At 44.1% G+C, this 16,898-nt stretch carries 9 protein-coding genes and 1 pseudogene; 9 read left to right on the top strand and 1 reads right to left on the bottom strand.

From position 1 onward, the window contains the following. Window positions 1-10: 10 nt before the first annotated feature. On the top strand, window positions 11-1,441 hold the full coding sequence (locus ODOSP_RS15855; protein WP_013613303.1) for a SusD/RagB family nutrient-binding outer membrane lipoprotein: 1,431 nt from the start codon (window positions 11-13) through the stop codon (window positions 1,439-1,441). Window positions 1,442-1,725: 284 nt separating this feature from the next. On the opposite strand, the pseudogene ODOSP_RS15850 reads toward ODOSP_RS15855, so the two are convergent. After that, window positions 1,726-2,088, bottom strand: a pseudogene (locus tag ODOSP_RS15850) (IS1634 family transposase); the annotation flags it as partial. Window positions 2,089-2,220: 132 nt separating this feature from the next. Here ODOSP_RS15850 and ODOSP_RS15845 point away from each other — a divergent pair. From ODOSP_RS15845 to ODOSP_RS15810, 8 genes are all read left to right on the top strand, one after another. After that, window positions 2,221-3,777, top strand: coding sequence for an IS1634 family transposase (locus ODOSP_RS15845; protein ID WP_041557351.1), 1,557 nt, complete (start codon window positions 2,221-2,223; stop codon window positions 3,775-3,777). Window positions 3,778-4,065: 288 nt separating this feature from the next. Further along, window positions 4,066-7,362 carry a polymorphic toxin type 35 domain-containing protein gene (locus tag ODOSP_RS15840; RefSeq protein WP_013613302.1) on the top strand — a complete coding sequence of 1,099 codons (3,297 nt, stop codon included), beginning with the start codon at window positions 4,066-4,068 and terminating at the stop codon, window positions 7,360-7,362. A gap of 27 nt (window positions 7,363-7,389) precedes the next feature. Next, window positions 7,390-10,713: a golvesin C-terminal-like domain-containing protein gene (locus ODOSP_RS15835; protein ID WP_013613301.1), complete on the top strand. Its 3,324-nt coding sequence runs from the start codon at window positions 7,390-7,392 to the stop codon at window positions 10,711-10,713. Between the two features lie 253 nt (window positions 10,714-10,966). Beyond that, the gene (gene istA / locus ODOSP_RS15830; protein WP_013611164.1) at window positions 10,967-12,532 is read left to right on the top strand and encodes an IS21 family transposase; all 1,566 of its coding nucleotides are present in this window, start codon (window positions 10,967-10,969) and stop codon (window positions 12,530-12,532) included. A gap of 11 nt (window positions 12,533-12,543) precedes the next feature. Beyond that, window positions 12,544-13,332, top strand: a complete 789-nt coding sequence (istB, locus tag ODOSP_RS15825) for an IS21-like element helper ATPase IstB (protein ID WP_013611521.1) — start codon at window positions 12,544-12,546, stop codon at window positions 13,330-13,332. Window positions 13,333-13,412: 80 nt separating this feature from the next. Further along, a complete protein-coding gene (locus tag ODOSP_RS15820; protein WP_244264132.1) occupies window positions 13,413-14,483 on the top strand; it encodes a SusC/RagA family TonB-linked outer membrane protein in 1,071 nt (356 codons plus the stop codon). Window positions 14,484-14,500: 17 nt separating this feature from the next. Then, on the top strand, window positions 14,501-16,126 hold the full coding sequence (locus ODOSP_RS15815; protein WP_013613300.1) for a RagB/SusD family nutrient uptake outer membrane protein: 1,626 nt from the start codon (window positions 14,501-14,503) through the stop codon (window positions 16,124-16,126). 19 nt (window positions 16,127-16,145) lie between these two features. After that, on the top strand, window positions 16,146-16,892 hold the full coding sequence (locus tag ODOSP_RS15810; RefSeq protein ID WP_013613299.1) for a DUF4843 domain-containing protein: 747 nt from the start codon (window positions 16,146-16,148) through the stop codon (window positions 16,890-16,892). Window positions 16,893-16,898: the final 6 nt, after the last annotated feature.

The raw sequence follows: 16,898 nt of genomic DNA, 5'->3' as shown, positions 1-16,898 counted from the left end.
AAATAGATTTATGTTACGAAAAAAAATAATAGGCCTATTGCTATTGGCAACCGGATGGACTGCTTGTACCCAAAACTTCGACGAGATCAATACCGATCCCAACCGACTGGAAAAAATCGACCCTTCGACTCTGATGACGCCCACCCTTTACGATTTAGCCAATTTCAATTATAACCGGGCCCATAGTTTTACCCATCATTTGATGCAGTTTATGGTCACCACCAGTACTACCGGCGGAGTACATCGTTATGCGGATTTACAGAATGCCGGAAATTCTACCTGGAATACTTATTATCTCCAGCTGACCAATATCAAAGAAATGTATGAATTGGCCGTCGGTGCAGAAAGTAAAAATTATCAGGCGGTAGCCTTGACCTTGAGAGCCTGGGTATATGCCAATCTGACCGACTGCTTCGGAGATGTTCCGATGACTGAAGCTTGCCGGGGAGACGAAGGAATCTTAACTCCGAAGTTCGATACCCAGCAAAAAGTCTACGAACAGGTATTAAGTGATCTGGAAACGGCAAATTCACTTTTCGATGAATCCGAAAGTTTATCTTCTACCGATTTATTATACGACGGGGATGTCAGGAAATGGAGAAAATTCGCCAATTCGCTGCACATGCGAAGTTTACTGAGGCTTTCGAAACGTTCGGAGATGAACAGTCTGGCCAAATTAGCGGAGATGATCGGAAATCCGGTAAAGTATCCGGTATTTGAAAACAATGCAGACGGAGCTTTATTGCCGATATCCGGTATCTCGCCGTACGACTCACCCATTAGCCGGCTCGAAGATTTTCGTTCCAATAAAGCGATGGCTTCCTTTTTTGTAAATACACTGGTGGAGTTGAACGATCCGCGTCTTCCTATTTTTATGGATGAAGCCACCAAAAACGACGGTAGCCAGGAGAAGATCGGTTATAAAGGTTATCCGAGCGGATTTGCTGCCACCGAACGATTCGATTACAATGCTTCCAATATTAATGCAACATTAGGTACGGCACCGATGAAAGTGCTTTTTATGACTTATGCCGAAGTTGAATTCATCAAAGCTGAAATGGCCTGGCGGGGACTGATCACAGACCAGGCAGCCCCCCACTACCGGAAAGCCGTAGAAGCGATAATCGAACAATGGGGAGGGGTAGTCCCCGGAGACTATTTCGACAACCCCAAAGCCACATACGACGGGACACTCGAACGGATACTACTTCAAAAACATCTGGCCGCTTTCTTCTGTGATTATCAGGCCTGGTTCGAATACCGCCGTACAGGTCTCCCGGAAATGAAACCCGGAGCAGGCATGGATAACAACAAAATGGTCCCCGTACGGTTCAACTATCCGGCCACCCTCCAACAAACCAATAAAACCAATTACGAGGCCGCAGTAAAATCGCTGGGAGGACCTGACGATATCAACACCAAAGTCTGGTGGGAAAAATAATATCGCTCAACTACACAAGAATATAGAGAAAACCGCTGACTTGCCCGAAGTTTTGGACAAATCGGCGGTTTATTCCATCGGTCAGACGAATGATACCGTACCCGATCCCTTTTTCTATTTAGGGACATTCAGTAAATACTATAAAATTAGCCAACTAATTCATACATAAAATATTGCGAATTAGTTGGCTTTTTTGTATCTTTAGGTATTCCCCCGCAAATAAGGTTTGGTAGCCAAAACGGGGGAAATACCCTGACTAAGATATGGCTAAGATCCTGACTTCGTCATTGCGTACCCCAAAATTCTTCGTCAAAGAGTTTAGCTATTTTCTGATGCCTTGCCATCAGCATGGTTTGCGTATAAACCTCCTTGTTCAGAGGTAGTTTGATTTGTATGGTTGTGATTGTCTTAGCCAATGCAAGCACCTTGTCTACGCTCATCTTTATCTCTGAGACTTTCAGCATACGCTCCAATTCCTTGTATACTTTCAAAGCCACAAAGCAGATGCATATATGAGCCTCGATGCGTTTGCGTGTAAAATGAAACATGGGGCGTATCTCTATCTTTGATTTGGCTATACGAAAGGCACGTTCTACGTGCCAAAGGTTGTGGTATGCAGCATAAACATCTTGTATTGGTATGTTAGACAGAATCCGTATACTACCATCAGCATTTTTTCCTGACTTCGTCACTATAAAATTATCGATTTTGTAATTGCTTGATAAATAATTATATATACTTTTCGTACCCCAAAAATGGGGTACGCAACGTATTTTTCTATGTTCATTAAGCGTAAAAAGAATCGGTCTGGTACCGTAAGCATTGTTGTCGCTGAAAAGAGTTCCGGCTTTTACAAGGAGTTTGCAACTATAGGCATCGCCAAAAGTCCAGATGAGATCGATGGACTTTTGGTCAAAGCTCGTGTCTGGATTGACAGGGAGGAAGAACGCCGCCATCCACGTCTGGACCTTTTCGGTGATGAACGCAAGAAATGTGAGACTGAACTGCTAAGTGCCGAACAAATGCTTTCATGTATCACTAATATATCTATCAACGGAGCTGATTTAATACTCGATCGTGTATTTGATAATATTGGCTTTAACCGAATTGAGGACATTGTTTTTCGGCAGCTTGTCAAGGCACGTCTTGCTTATCCTGTAAGCAAATCAGCCACAGTAGAATATCTGAAGAATCATTTTGACGAAGATGTCAGCTTGTCAAAGATATACCGCTATCTGGACAAACTTAGCGACAATCAGCATGAAATTGTCCAGGGTATCAGCGTTATGCACACCAGTAAAATACCAGATGGGCATATTGGCGTTCTTTTTTATGATGTAACCACCCTTTATTTTGAGGCCGATTATGAAGACGACTTGCGTAAGACCGGATTTTCCAAGGAAGGCCGTCACAAGAATCCGCAAATAATCCCAGGGCTGCTTGTCAGTATTGGAGGCTACCCGTTGGCATATTGTATATACGAGGGCAATAAATATGAAGGACATACAATGTTACCTGTCGTGACTGAATTTGTCAGGAAGTACAGTCTTGATGATTTTATTGTCGTAGCCGACTCCGGGCTTATGAACGGCAATAATATAGCGGACCTTGAGAGTAATGGCTACAAATATATTATCGGCGCAAAGATAAAGAATGAAAGCAAGAAAATACAGGAGTGGATTCTTGCACAGCCGAAGGTCAATTGTCAAATGATAGAGTACGACAAAGGTAACGGACAGCGACTCTTGGTAGGATATACCGACGACCGTGCCCGCAAGGACGCCTATAACAGAGAAAAGGGAATACGCCGTTTGGAAAAGGCTTATAACCGAGGAACACTTACGAAAGACAACATTAACAAGCGTGGTTACAACAAATTCTTAAAAATGGAAGGAGACGTAAAGGTTTCCATAAATTATGATAAGCTTGAAGCGGACGAGAAATGGGACGGTCTTAAAGGGTATCTTACAAACACGGATATTCCTGTTAGCGAGGTATACGCCGCATACCATAATCTCGGGCATGTTGAGAGGGCTTTCCGGATATCAAAATCAAAAATAGAGATAAGGCCGATGTTTCATTTTACCCGTAGGAGAATAGAAGCTCACGTGTGCATCTGCTTTGTGGCACTTAAAGTCTACAAAGAGCTAGAGAGACTACTGAAGCTATCCAATATAAACATGAGTGTAGATAAAGTGCTGGCGCTTGCACAGACTATAGTCACGATACAGGTGACTTTACCTCAAAGTAAGCAAACTATAACAAGAACAATGCTTATGAAACGTCATCAACGGATCGCACCATTGTTTAATGATGGGTTTTGGGGTACGCATTGACGAAGTCAGGATATACATCAGTAATATTTTGAACAATAAATAAAAGAAAAAAATCTTCCTTTTCTGTTCAAATATTATCTACTTTCGCATTTTTCCCGACAAAATACAGCCTCTTTTTCACATAGTCCCTTCGTTTTTTTGAAGATTTGCTTTTTTGGGAATAAGTTTTATATTTGTGGCAAGATGTAATCTTTGACTTGGAAGGTATTTGCAGTTCACTTGAGTGTTTTATGTTGAAGCCGAATGAGTTTTTCTTAAGTTGATGTTATATATCTAAAATCGAATACTATGGATACGCATACTTTTTTCTTGATAATGCGGAATGAAATGAAATTGCAGATGCGCAGCTGGGTGTTTCGTTTCTTTATAGTCTTGTCTTTGGTGGGAATAGTTGCGTATCAGATGTATATACATGGAGCAGGCAGTAGTGCCTGGAAAATGGTAGCACTTCCCTGTTCCATGCCCTTGATGAACGCATATCTTTTTAGCGTGGTTCAATCGCTTTTCCTGATAGTTATTATGTCCGAGTTTCCGCAACGTCTGATACGGTCGGGATTGCGTGACGGGGTGATGGTGCGTCCCTTTAGTAACACGGTGTATTATTGGGGGGCATTGACGGGAATATTCCTTCTTTTCCTTTTGGTGAATGTGGTGGAGGTATTTGTGGTAATTCTATTAGTGAATTCAGTCAATGCTGCTCCGTTATCATTGTCGCTTTATTTCTTTTATATTCTGACTTTAAATGTCCCTTGTTTTTTCTTTGTGTCCGGCTTAGCTGCGTGTCTTGGTGCTGTTTTTTCGCGCGTGTTCGGTCTTTTTGTCAGTTTAGTATGGTTTGTTTTCGGTGTGTTTTGGTTGCCTTATATTTTGCATGGAACATTTGATTATTTTTCAGTGGGGGTTCCTAATCTGTTTTCTGATATGGTGGGTCATGTAAACCTGTGGGGGTATTTGCAGCATCGTTTGATTTATTTATTTGCAGGAATTGGTTTGTTGTTGTTGGGTTTGTGGCATCTGGGGCGTTTGCCTAATAGTCAATCTTGTAGACGATTGGTCCGTGTTTGGGGGCTTTGTTTTTTTGTCATTGGTTTGTCTTTTCTATGTAGTCTTGAGTATAGTTATTGGCGGACTGCCCATCAACGAGAGTGTTGGGTTTCTGTTTTTGAACGTCACTGGCATGCGACAACCAGCCGGGTGAAAACGCATGTCATCCATTTGAGCCAGTCTGGCAAACATTTGACTGCTTCGAGTCGGATGGTGCTCTATAATCCCGGAGAGACAGCGTTGGATAGTCTGGTGTTGTTCTTAAATCCGGGGCTGCATTTGTCACGTGTTTCTAGCGGGAAGGTTACATTGCCTTATTGGCGGGATGAGCAGGTGTGTGTAATAAACTGCCGTCTGGAAAGCAAAGATTCGCTCGTAGTGGATATGGATTATGCCGGAGTTCTGGATGATCGGATTTGCGACTTGTTTTTGAACCGAAAGGATTATGAGGACAGTTTTTGTGGTGACCATTTTTTTCCGACTGGAAGGCGAGGAGCTTTTGTCGATGATGACATTTTACTTTTAACCTCTTCCAGTATATGGTATCCGGTGGCTCTTCCTCCGGTGAATCCGGTGGATCCTTTTTCTACACTTTGGGATTTTACTCGCTTCAGTCTTTCTGTCAGTTCTCCTCGTCAGAACATTGTGGTCGCTTCCGGCTTGGGTAAGCGTAATGGTGAGGATATTTCTTTTGAATCGGAACGTCCTTTGCAGGCATTGACGGTTTATGGAATAAATGGTGCTAGTTATGATGTTCCGGTAGATAGAGGGCTGAGTCTGCGTTGTTGCCTGTCTGCTTGGGGAAAGCAATGGGCGAAAAAGTTCAAGAATATTCAGGCTAAGGACTTTTCTGCTTATTGGAGGTCATTGACCAATGATTATGAGAATTATATAAAAACCTCTTGGTATTCTTCTTCCTATCCTTTTTTGCACTGTCTGGAGTGTCCGGTGTCTTATCTTCCATCGGATTTTTCGGCGAGATATGCAGGTGGTATGGTGGAACCCGGTGCGGTATTTGTGCGGGAACGTCTGTTCGATTCTGCCTATGCAGATGAATACTGCCGAGGGTTATACGGGATAGAAGAGTTTCAGGCTGCCGTATACTCTTTGTATTGGACTGTATTTGCAGATAACGGAGTGCATGGCAGTAGCCTCAGTCATCCTTTCCGGAGTGGAGGGTTGTACGGACGGGGATGGGGAGGAGGACAGGGACGCGTGTCGCGAGCTTCTGGAAAAACGGTTTGGAATATCCCGCGTATGTGTCTGTTCAGTGAAAAATATCCTTTTATGGGGTGTATGTGGAGAAAACTGCCGAGTGTAAATAAGCATTCCATAATGCTTTCCGGGTCTGTGATTTCTAACGATATGGTAGAGATATATGATTATTTTATCGATAGGAATTTGATGGAATTGCTATCGGATACAGGGATAAATGATTATACCAAGTCCGTGCGCTTGAATTTTAAAATTAGGGATTTGTGGAATCGATTGGTATTGGATGTGCCGGAGAATGAGTTTGCGAAAGCTTTGGATTCTCTGTATGTAAATCATGTGGGGGAGGTGATTCTGGATTCGTTGCTTTCGAAATGGAACAGACGCTGGCATGTCTCTTTGGATAGTGCGCAGTCGGAATGGTTGCTAAGCCGACATAACCACTATTTCCGTTGCCGCAGCTTTAAGAAATATGTTTCTAAAGAGAAAGGTTTGCAAAAAGTGGAGGGTATGGTGTATAATGCCGGGAGAGAAGGAGGACTTGTTGGGGTGGAATGCAGTAGTTGGAGAGAGAATACCTATTTTAATGCATTTGTTGAGGCTGGTGAAGCCAAACGTTTTTCTGTGGTACGTTCTTTGGATGGGTATGCCGAAGGTATGGGTTTCTTTATGGGTTTGTCTGCAAATCGTCCGCTTGTCATTGATTTTGAAGAAGAATCTTGTTCTGAAGATGTGGCATCCCACTGGCATGTAGGCAGTTGTTGGGAAACTATAACCGAGGAAGAGTTTATGGCGAATGAGGCTGCCAATGAGTATGTGGTGGATGACTCGGATGCGGATTTTGAATTGGTGGATGCAAATAAAACGATGATTCAGCATTATTTTCCTCCGAAACACTCCTATAGAACCTTACAAGGCGGACATACGAATTGTTGGAAAGATGTATTGGGTACAAGATTCCAGGGAGATTCCATCCGCGGAGCCAGGATTATTAGTGGTGGTAACGGAAAATCCACAGCAACCTGGCGAGCAACATTGCCTAAGGGGTATTACGATGTGCAGGTGTTTGTCTATAAAAGTTTGACGATACCGGGTGCTTCGTTGCCGTCTGTAATAAATCACTATACGGTGTATTATGGTGACGAGCAGGAAGAGATTGCCCTTTCATTGGATGAGGCATTGGGGAATAAGCAACAAGGGTGGGTTTCTTTAGGAAATTTTGATTTCCCCGGTGGAGGGGTGAAGATTACCCTTTCCAATAAAGAGAATAATCAGAATCAGGATATTGCGATTATTGCTGATGCCGTGAAGTTCGTTCGTTTGGAGTAGGCTATTATAAATCTAAAATATAGACTGATGGACACACATGTTTTTTTTCTGATTATAAGGAATGAAATGAAACTGCAGATGCGCAGCTGGGTGTTTCGTTTCTTTGTAGTCTTGTCTTTGGTGGGAGTGGTTGTGTGTCAGATGTATAGGCAAGGGGGCGATGACATACATTGGAAAATGGTGGGGCTTCCTTGTTCTATTCCTTTGGTGAATGCTTATTTGTTCAGCTTGGTTCAGTCTCTTTTTCTAATAGTCATTATGTCGGATTTCCCTCGGCGTCTGGTTCGTTCCGGTTTGCGTGACGGGGTATTGGTCCGTCCGTTTGGCAATACGTTGTATTATTGGGGTTCTCTGACGGGAGTCTTTCTCTCTTTCATGGCTGTCTGTTTGTCGGTGATGTTTGTTGTGATATTGGTGGTGCATTCGGTCAGCCTTGCTCCTTTCCGTTTGGGGTACTATCTTTTTTATCTGTTGACTTTGACGATTCCCTGTTGGGTGTTTGTCGCCGGCTTAATGGTGTTTTTGAGCAGTTATGTTTCAAGATTGATGGCTTTGCTGGCCGGGATATTGTGGTGTCTGGGAGGTTTCTGGTTATTGCCTTATGTTGGACATGGAACCTTCGATTTCTTTGCTGTGGGGGTGCCTAATTTGTTTTCGGATATGGTGGGGCATATAAATTTGTCGGCTTATTTGTTCCATCGTTTGATTTATTTCTTTGCGGGAATCGGCTTTTTGTTGTTGGGGTTGGGAAAGCTGGGACGGATTCCCAATAGAGAAATTCGGGGCATTTGTCATTGGTGTGGTTTGGTTGCGCTTGTGATGGGCTTGGGGTGTCTGTTTTTACTTGAATATAGTTATCGGGATGACCGCATCGTGCGTCACGAGTGGAAAAATGCGTTTGAACGCTATTGGAACGAAACGACATGCCGTGTGAAAAATCATCGGATTCGGCTGGCTCAGAGTGATAATGTTTTGGAAATCGGCAGTGATATGACTGTTTATAATCCTCAAAGCACTGCATTGGATAGTATTGTCCTGTTTTTGAATCCCGGCTTGCATATTCGTGAATTGCGTTGCGGTGCGGAAGATTTGAGCTATACAAGAAGCGGTCAGGTTGTTGTTGTGCGTTGCAGTTTGCCTGCGGCAGACAGCCTGGTGTTGCATTGGGAGTATGGCGGAACGGTGGACGACCGTATCTGTGATTTGCATCTGTCCGACAAGGAGTATGAGAATGTTTTCCATGCTGATAATTTTTTTCCGACGGGGCGGCGGGGTGCATTTGTCCACAAGGATATTTTATTATTGACTCCCGCATGTATGTGGTATCCGGCGGCATCCCCTCCTGTGAATCCGTTGTGTGAAACTTTTACACATTGGGATTTTACATTATTCCAATTGACGGTTGTATCGCCGTCTCAATGTTGTGTTGTTTCTCAGGGGAGATGTGACAGAAGGGGGGATTTTGTCTGTTTTTCTTCTTGTCTGTCTCCCGGAATCTCTGTTTATGCGGCGAATGTAGACAGTTATTCGCTTCCTTTGCATCAGACGTTAAAACTGGATTGTTATGTAGGGGAATGGGGTAAAATATTGAAGAAATGCTTCGGTAAGGTCAATCGGTCGGCGTTTTCCCGCTATATGCAGGAAGATGGAATGAGAAGAATAGGATATGACCCTGATGATTACAAGGCAGTCCTTTGGAATGAGACCGGTAATGCTCGGGTTGTTTGTGTGGAAACTCCGGTATCTTTTGTGCCTTCGGGTTATAGGAAAGAACCCATAGATGTGAAGGTGGAACCGGGAATGTTTTTTTGTCCGGAGTATATGTTTTTCCAATCCTACTATACCGGTTCTTTGTCCGGTGATTTCCGGATATATGATGATTGCAATCAGGCATTCCGGGATTTGTTCATGAACATGTTTGTAAGTATGAAAATGCGTGGTAGCCATCCTTTGCCGGGGTTGGACAAGAGAGTCCTGCCCGTGGTTAGGCATGCTGCCAATACGGTATTCATGTTGCCTCGGGGTAGAGTGTATTCTGAAAAGTATCCTTTTATGGGGGATGCACTTGAATTGTTGAGACGGGTTGATAAGCAACAACTCTTTAGTGTAGAGGATATTGCCCATGTGAGTAAAAATGGTAATGTTTATGACTGCCTGATAGGGCGGACGTTGGAGGAGATTCTGGCGGACGATACTTTAGATGAAGGCCTGAAGTATGAAGCATTGGCTGTAAAAGTGAAGGAGTTGTGGTCGTATATTACGATTGTTGCTCCCGAGAGCGAATTTGCAGTCTCTTTGGACAGTATTCTTGCCGTGTCTGTCGGGGAGGTGAATTACGATTCGTTAGTGGTCTGTTGGAATCGGCGTTGGCAGATGAATATGGATTCGATGGTCCATTCATGGCAAGCAGCCAGACATACTCATTATTTCAGAGTGAAGGATGCTGTGCGGTACTATGATGAACAGACCGGATTGCATCGGCTTGATGCGTTGGTTCGGAATATGGGGAATTGCGGAGGAATTTTTTCCATTGAATGTGGTAGTCTGATGACACGTAAGAATGTTCATGCCTATTTTGCCCCTCATGAAGCGAAATACCTTTCTCTGATAGTGCAGGGCGCATCCCGGGATGCAGATTGGATGGCGGGCAATAGTTCAGATAAAATTGGTTATATGTATGCTTATTTGTCGACTAATCGTCCGATAGCCTGGTGGGGAGACAATAAGCGTTGCTCCCCGGAAATGGCGGCATCCTGGAAGCCGGGTTTTGTCTGTAGGACTATTTCGGACGAGGAGTTTGAAAAGTCGGATGAGAATATATGGCTTGTCGATGATACAGATGCCGGTTTTGAGGTGAAAAACAACAACGAGTCATGGTTTCAGCGTAAGTTTGGAAAAAAGCCGACTTATCGCGTTATCACGCGTGCCGGCAGATCATCCCGGTGGGTGCCTGTATATAATGTGTCGGCTTGCGGGGATTCTATCCGCGGATATCATTGTATAAGTGGAGGTCGCGGAGAGTCGACTGCAACATGGCGGGTCGCATTACCTAAAGGAAATTATGAGGTTTGGGTAAAGGTATTTAAGGATTACATCACTACTTTCCCGGGTATAAAGACCTTCCCCTCTTCTGTTGTCAACTATTATACGGTTTGTTATGGTGATAAACAAGAGAAGGTAGAGCTTTCATTGGATGAAGAACTGGTGGGTATTTCATCCGGTTGGGTGTCTTTGGGAAATTTTGATTTCCCAGGAGGAGAAGTTCGCGTAGTGCTTTCAGACAAGGAGATTAACAGGGACAAAGATGTTGCGATTATTGCTGATGCCGTGAAGTTCGTTCGTTTGGAGTAGGTATATTTATAATTATGTTCAAGGATTATTAGGAGTGTTGAATATTTTTTGCTACACTTGTATGATAATTGGAAAAGCCACGCGACTTTGACCCTTTTGGCCACGCAGGATTGTCCCCTTTGGTTACAATATGATTGACCCTTTTGGCCAAAATCGCATTGACCACTTAGTTTACCTATTGTCATAGATTTTTTTGTGTAGATTTGAGTACCCGAGTCCTGGTGTAACGGGGACGATAATAAAATCTATACAAATGGATAAACGAATCAAAAACATTTTAAGATGTTATGCGGTCGGCATGGGAATCAAGGAAACGGCGTCCACGTTTCATACTTCCCGTAATACTGTCCGCAAGTATGTCCGCTTGTTCCTTTCAAGCGGCAAGAGCATTGAACAGCTTCTTTCCCTACCCGATGGGCAGTTGGATGAACTGTTCGGCTGTACGGAGTCCCGGCATCGGGAACCTTCTTCCAGAAGGATCGAACTGGATGCCTTGCTTCCCGGATATGTATCCCGCCTGTCACGCAAAGGCATGAGTGTCCGAAAACTGTTCAAGGAATACCATGCCGAATATCCGGACGGTTTCCGGTTGTCTTCCTTCAAACGGGCTGTCCGTCAGTACAAGTTTCACATCAAGGTCGTCGGTCATGTCGAGCACTATGCCGCAGACCAGATGTATATTGACTTTGCCGGTGATAGGCTTGAAGTCGTTGATGAAATGACAGGTGAGACGAAAAAGGCCGAGGTGTTCGTCGCCATTCTTCCGTTCAGCCATTATACCTACTGCGAGGCCGTATGGTCCCAACGCAAGGAAGACCTGATAAAGGCATGCGAGAATGCCATGCAATATTTTGAAGGCGTTCCTGCGGCTATCGTCCCCGACAATTTGAAGGCGGCCGTTACACGCAGCGACCGCAACGAGCCTGCCATCAATGATGATTTCGCCGCTTTTGCCGAACATTACGGCTGTGCGGTCTATCCTGCCCGTGTACGCCACCCCAAGGACAAGGCCTTGGTTGAAAATGCCGTAAAGCTCCTTTACCGTTCCATTTACCTTGATATGGAGGGAATGACATTCTCCAGCCTGGAGGATCTCAATACCGCTATCCGTATCTCCCTGCTTGATTTCAATGAAAAGGTGATGGCCGGACGGGAGATGTCACGCAAGAAAATGTTCCTTCAGGGAGAGAAGGACTATCTTCGACCGCTTCCCGTGAAACGTTACGTGGTGAAAGAAAGGAAGCTAATGACTGTCGGGAATAACTCTTACGTCTCGTTGTTCAAACACCATTACAGCGTTCCAAAGGAGTATGTAGGCAGGCGCATGACGATTCTCTATGATGCCGACACGGTGGAAATCTACTGTGGCATGAGCCTTGTCTCCACCCATGACCGCTGTGACATTCCTTACGCTTATTCCTGGAAAAAGGAGCACAACCTGCCGGGACACTATGGTCCCTATGACAAGGACTTGGAGGAACTCTTCCGGCGTGCCTCGGAAATAGACAATATTGTATTGAACTATCTACGGGAAGTGGAGCGTGCCATGCAATATCCACCCAAAGCGTTCAGGTCATGCCGTGGCATCCTGACCCTGGAGAAAAAATACGGTCGTGACCGTCTGGTTGCGGCTTGTGCATGTGCGGACCAGAAGTTGCAATACGGATATCAGGCCTTGCGCGAGGTGCTTGAACTGGGAGAAGATGCGGATTTCCTTCCCGATGAGGACGGGAAAGTACAGCCCAACGTGACTTCCCCGGCTCCATTGACCCACAAAAATATACGTGGACGTGAATATTACAGAAAGGACAAACAATAAAACTCATATTTATGGAAGTAAACAATAAAACAGCTCCCGTAACGGGACAACAAGACCAGAATACCATATCACTGGATTTAATGAACCGCATGAAATTGCATGGTATGGCAGAGGCTTTCAGGGAAAGTCTTGCCGGTACCACTCCGCAATCCATGACTGCGGACATGTTCCTGTCCATGCTCCTTGCACGCGAATGGGACTATCGTGCACAGGCTGCCATTGCACGGCTTACCAAGAATGCGGCATTCCGCTACAAGGCCTATATTGAACAGATTGACTATGCCACGAACCGGGGGCTGGAGCGCAACCAGATGGAACGTCTCGCCACCCTTGATTTTGTGCATAAGGCACAGAACCTTTTCATTACCGGTTCTTCAGGAACGGGGAAAAGCTATCTGGCCTGTGCCCTCGGCCACGAAGCATGCAAAAGGGGATTCCGGACCTTCTATGCCAATGCCCCGAAACTGCTCGGTGCGCTGAAAGTCGCCAAAGTCAAAGGTACACTTGAAACGGAACTCAAGAAGATTGAGCGCTGCCAACTACTCATCCTTGACGACCTGTTCATCGTACCGCTTGACGCAAAGGAGCGTCCCATACTGCTTGAAATCATCGAGGACAGGCATGAACGGAAATCCATCATCATCACATCGCAGTACCCATCCTCCAATTGGTATGACATGGTAGGTGACCCGACAATAGCCGATGCAATCCTTGATCGTATCATACATACAGCTCATACCATAGAGCTATATGGTGAAAGTATGCGAAAGTTAAGGTCTAAGAAAAACGAGAAATTTTAAAAGGGTAAAATAAAATTGACCCCCAACACCAGGACTTTAAAGGGTCAATCATATTGTAGCCAAAGGTGGGCAAATCCTGCGTGGCCAAAAGGGTCAAAGTCGCGTGGCTTTTCCATACACCATCGAATACTTTGATTGCTTTGGGTAATCCGAAATTAACTTGGGAGAAGACATATACTTTGGATGTGGGTATTAACTTGGGCTTGTTCCATGACCGTCTTGTAGTGGAAGGAAACTATTATCGCAAGGAGACCAAGAATCAGTTGGAACAGCTGTCTGTCCGCACATCATCAGGTTTTTCTACTTATTACACAAATGCCGGTTCGATTTTGAACAAAGGTTTTGAGATTAAATTGAATACAACTGTTTTCCAGAATGATAATTGGACTGTTGCTGTAAATGCTACTCTGGCTTCCAATAAGAATGAGATTACAAAATTGGGTCAGGAGGCTGAGAGATATAATAAGAATATCCAGGATTTTCACAATGGAAAGAATCAGGGACAGGGCGGAGATTATTCAGATTTGCTCTATATCCCGTTGACACAGTATTATGTGGGAGCATCTACAACTGCGATTTATGCTGTGCCTTCTTATGGTATAGACCCGTCAAACGGTCAGGAACTGTTCCGCAAGAGAAACGGCCAGAGTACGTATGTATGGAATGCCGCTGATGAAGTGGTAGTGGGTGACAAGAGTCCGGATGCACAAGGTTCTTTCGGTATCAATGTGGCTTGGAAAGGTTTCTACCTAAATACAACATTCCTCTATCAGTGGGGTGCTCAGGATTATAACGAGACCATTAAAAACAAGGTAGAAGAGGCAGATATTGACGGAAGCAACGTAGACCGTCGTGTATTGACTCAGCGTTGGAAAAATCCGGGTGATATAGCTCCGTTCTTTGACTTGAAGAACAAACAAAAGACGCAGCCTACATCAAGATTCGTACAGGATAATAATTATTTGGCATTTAGCAGTATCTCTTGCGGTTATGATTTTAACCGTGACTTGATTCGCAAAATGAGACTGACTTCGTTGGGATTGCGTTTTAACATGAATGATGTTTGCCGCTGGTCGAACATAAAGCAGGAGCGCGGAACAAGCTATCCTTATGCGAAGAACTATAGCTTTACATTGTCGTTAGGATTCTAACAATAAAATATTTGAGTATGAAAATATATATACAAATTATGATTCTATTATCCTTGTTGTCATTGAGTTCATGCAAGGATTGGTTGAATTTGCAACCGGAAGGTGAGGCTACGAGCGATAAGCTGTTTACAACGGGTGATGGCTATCGTTCTGTCCTGGCGGGAGTTTACGAAGCGATGGCATCCCGTAATCTTTATGGAGTGGAACTTCAGTTTGGATTGGTGGACTGTATGTCACGGCAATATACCTGGGCTTGGAAATATGGCGAGGAGGGGACTAATATGTATAAGATAGCCCGAAACTATGATTATTACAATTCTGCATTGAGACCGACTATCGACAATATCTGGAAGGATGGATATAATGTGGTGGCTAATGCAAATAATCTGATTCAGAATCTGGAGAGAGCATCTGCCGATATTTTTGCAGAGGGGGAGGTCGAGCGTAAGATGATTTTAGGGGAGGCATATGCTTGTCGGGCATTGGTGCACTTCGATTTATTGCGGTTGTTTGCGCCGGCGTTGATTCATGATGACGGAGAAAAACGGGTGCCTTATGTGGAAGACTACCCTAATATCCAGCCAAACGGGATTGCTGTAAAGCCTTTTATGGAGAAGGTTATCCGCGATTTGAATAAAGCTCGCGAACTTACAATAGAGTTTGATACTACGGCTTGGGGTATGAGTTTGAGCGCTTCCGGCAAGACTCGTTTCAATGGAGAGTTTGAATGGGGTATGCCAGGATATCAATCTTCGAGTGTGATAGACGGTTTTTTCCAGGGACGCGGTTTCCGGTTGAGCTATTATGCTATCACAGCATTGTTGGCAAGAGCATATCAGTATGCGGGAATGCATGACGAGGCTTTTCAGATGGCTGATGCTGTATTGAAATTCAAAGCAACCGGTACACAGGGCAGCTCTTACGATATGTTCTCAAAAGATGAATTTTGGGAGTTGCGTGGTAATGATTTTGAAAGCAAGAAGGATTTGAAGTGTATTTCCAATTTGATTTTTGCAGTCTATAATGAGGAGGCTTACGACAATTATAGTTTGGGAAGTTTCTTTAGAAAAAAAGCAGATGGAATGAATCAGGGAAATTGGCTGATGCTCGATTTGGATAATCAGAAAATATTTAAAAGTCCGGACGGACAGACAGACGAATCTGAGATGGACATTCGTTCCAGGTTTTTGTTGTATAGACCGGAGGATAACAGCATTTATGGGAATTATAAAATTTCCGGCAAATGGTATTGCAGTGACAATGCAGAAATTCGCAAGAAGAATATACGTATTCTGCCTGTAATCCGTGCGACAGAAATGCGTTACATTATGGCAGAATGTTATGCCCGGAAAAATCAGTTCGCTGAAGCTTATGAAATCTTGAATGAAATTCGCGAGAAACGTTCTGAAACGGCACAAGTCGGAGATGAATGGAAAACGATGGAGCAGTTGGAGGTGGCACGGGATTTCGAGATGTTCCAAAGGGATTTGATTCGTGATGCCCAACGGGAATGGATTTCGGAAGGACAGTTGTTTTATTTATACAAACGGTTAGGGGCAAAGATTTATTTCAAGGAGAAAGAGGAGCGTGAGTTGAATAAATCAGAGTATATGCTACCTATCCCCGATAATCAGAGTATGTAACCATTTAAAAACGGAAAAAATGAAAATCTTTATATTGTTTGCGATTTTGGGGATGATGTTGTTCAGTGCATGTACGGAACAGGATATCGAACCTTTTGGAGAACGCCATGAAGTTTATTTCTATAAATATTTTATGGATGAGGAAGCTCCCGGTACTGCTAAAGCCGATTCTACGGATGTGACATTCTTTTTTGCCAAGCCGACAGACGACCATGTGATGGCAGAAATAGTAGTTGCCTTGGCCGGCAGACCTTTGACGAAGGATCTGCACTTCGGTTTGAAGGTTGTGAAAGATATGACAACCGCTACTCCGGATGAATATGTTCTGGAAAATTCGTATACTTTCCGTGCGCGTCCGATTCCGGCAGGAGCTTCTTTGATATTGGATACAATTCAAATCCGGATGAACCGCAGTGCCCGTTTGAATGATTTGGAGGAAGGCATCCGGTTGGTGGTTGAAATTGTGCCGAGCGATGAATTGCAGGTGGGACAATTCGAACGTTCGAAAGCCGTTATCCATTTGACGAAAGATGCTGTGAAACCGGAATGGTGGACCTTGGAAGTTTCTGCCGGGTTGCTGGGAAACTATTCATCCTTGAAATACAAGACATTCCTGGAGAATATACCGGGAGCATACAGTTTGGATGGAAATATGATAAAGAGTGCTCCTGATGAGGCAATTAAATTAGTGAAATTGTTCAAGCAATGGCTGGCGGAGAATCCAACGGAGGATGAGAATGGCCTACCGATGTCTGTGGAAGTTTAATCTAAT

This window comes from Odoribacter splanchnicus DSM 20712 (genome assembly GCF_000190535.1).
GTDB classification, from domain to species: Bacteria; Bacteroidota; Bacteroidia; order Bacteroidales; family Marinifilaceae; genus Odoribacter; species Odoribacter splanchnicus.
The sequence above is the reverse complement of the archived record's forward strand: the minus strand, read 5'-3'. Positions and strand labels throughout refer to the sequence as shown.

What these genes read in the sequence shown, in the direction of transcription:
- ODOSP_RS15810 (WP_013613299.1), top strand. Translation starts at nt 16,146, where the DNA reads ATGAAAATCTTTATATTGTTTGCGATTTTGGGGATGATGTTGTTCAGT.
- ODOSP_RS15835 (WP_013613301.1), top strand. Translation starts at nt 7,390, where the DNA reads ATGGACACACATGTTTTTTTTCTGATTATAAGGAATGAAATGAAACTG.
- istB (WP_013611521.1), top strand. Translation starts at nt 12,544, where the DNA reads ATGGAAGTAAACAATAAAACAGCTCCCGTAACGGGACAACAAGACCAG.
- ODOSP_RS15815 (WP_013613300.1), top strand. Translation starts at nt 14,501, where the DNA reads ATGAAAATATATATACAAATTATGATTCTATTATCCTTGTTGTCATTG.
- ODOSP_RS15845 (WP_041557351.1), top strand. Translation starts at nt 2,221, where the DNA reads ATGTTCATTAAGCGTAAAAAGAATCGGTCTGGTACCGTAAGCATTGTT.
- istA (WP_013611164.1), top strand. Translation starts at nt 10,967, where the DNA reads ATGGATAAACGAATCAAAAACATTTTAAGATGTTATGCGGTCGGCATG.
- ODOSP_RS15855 (WP_013613303.1), top strand. Translation starts at nt 11, where the DNA reads ATGTTACGAAAAAAAATAATAGGCCTATTGCTATTGGCAACCGGATGG.
- ODOSP_RS15840 (WP_013613302.1), top strand. Translation starts at nt 4,066, where the DNA reads ATGGATACGCATACTTTTTTCTTGATAATGCGGAATGAAATGAAATTG.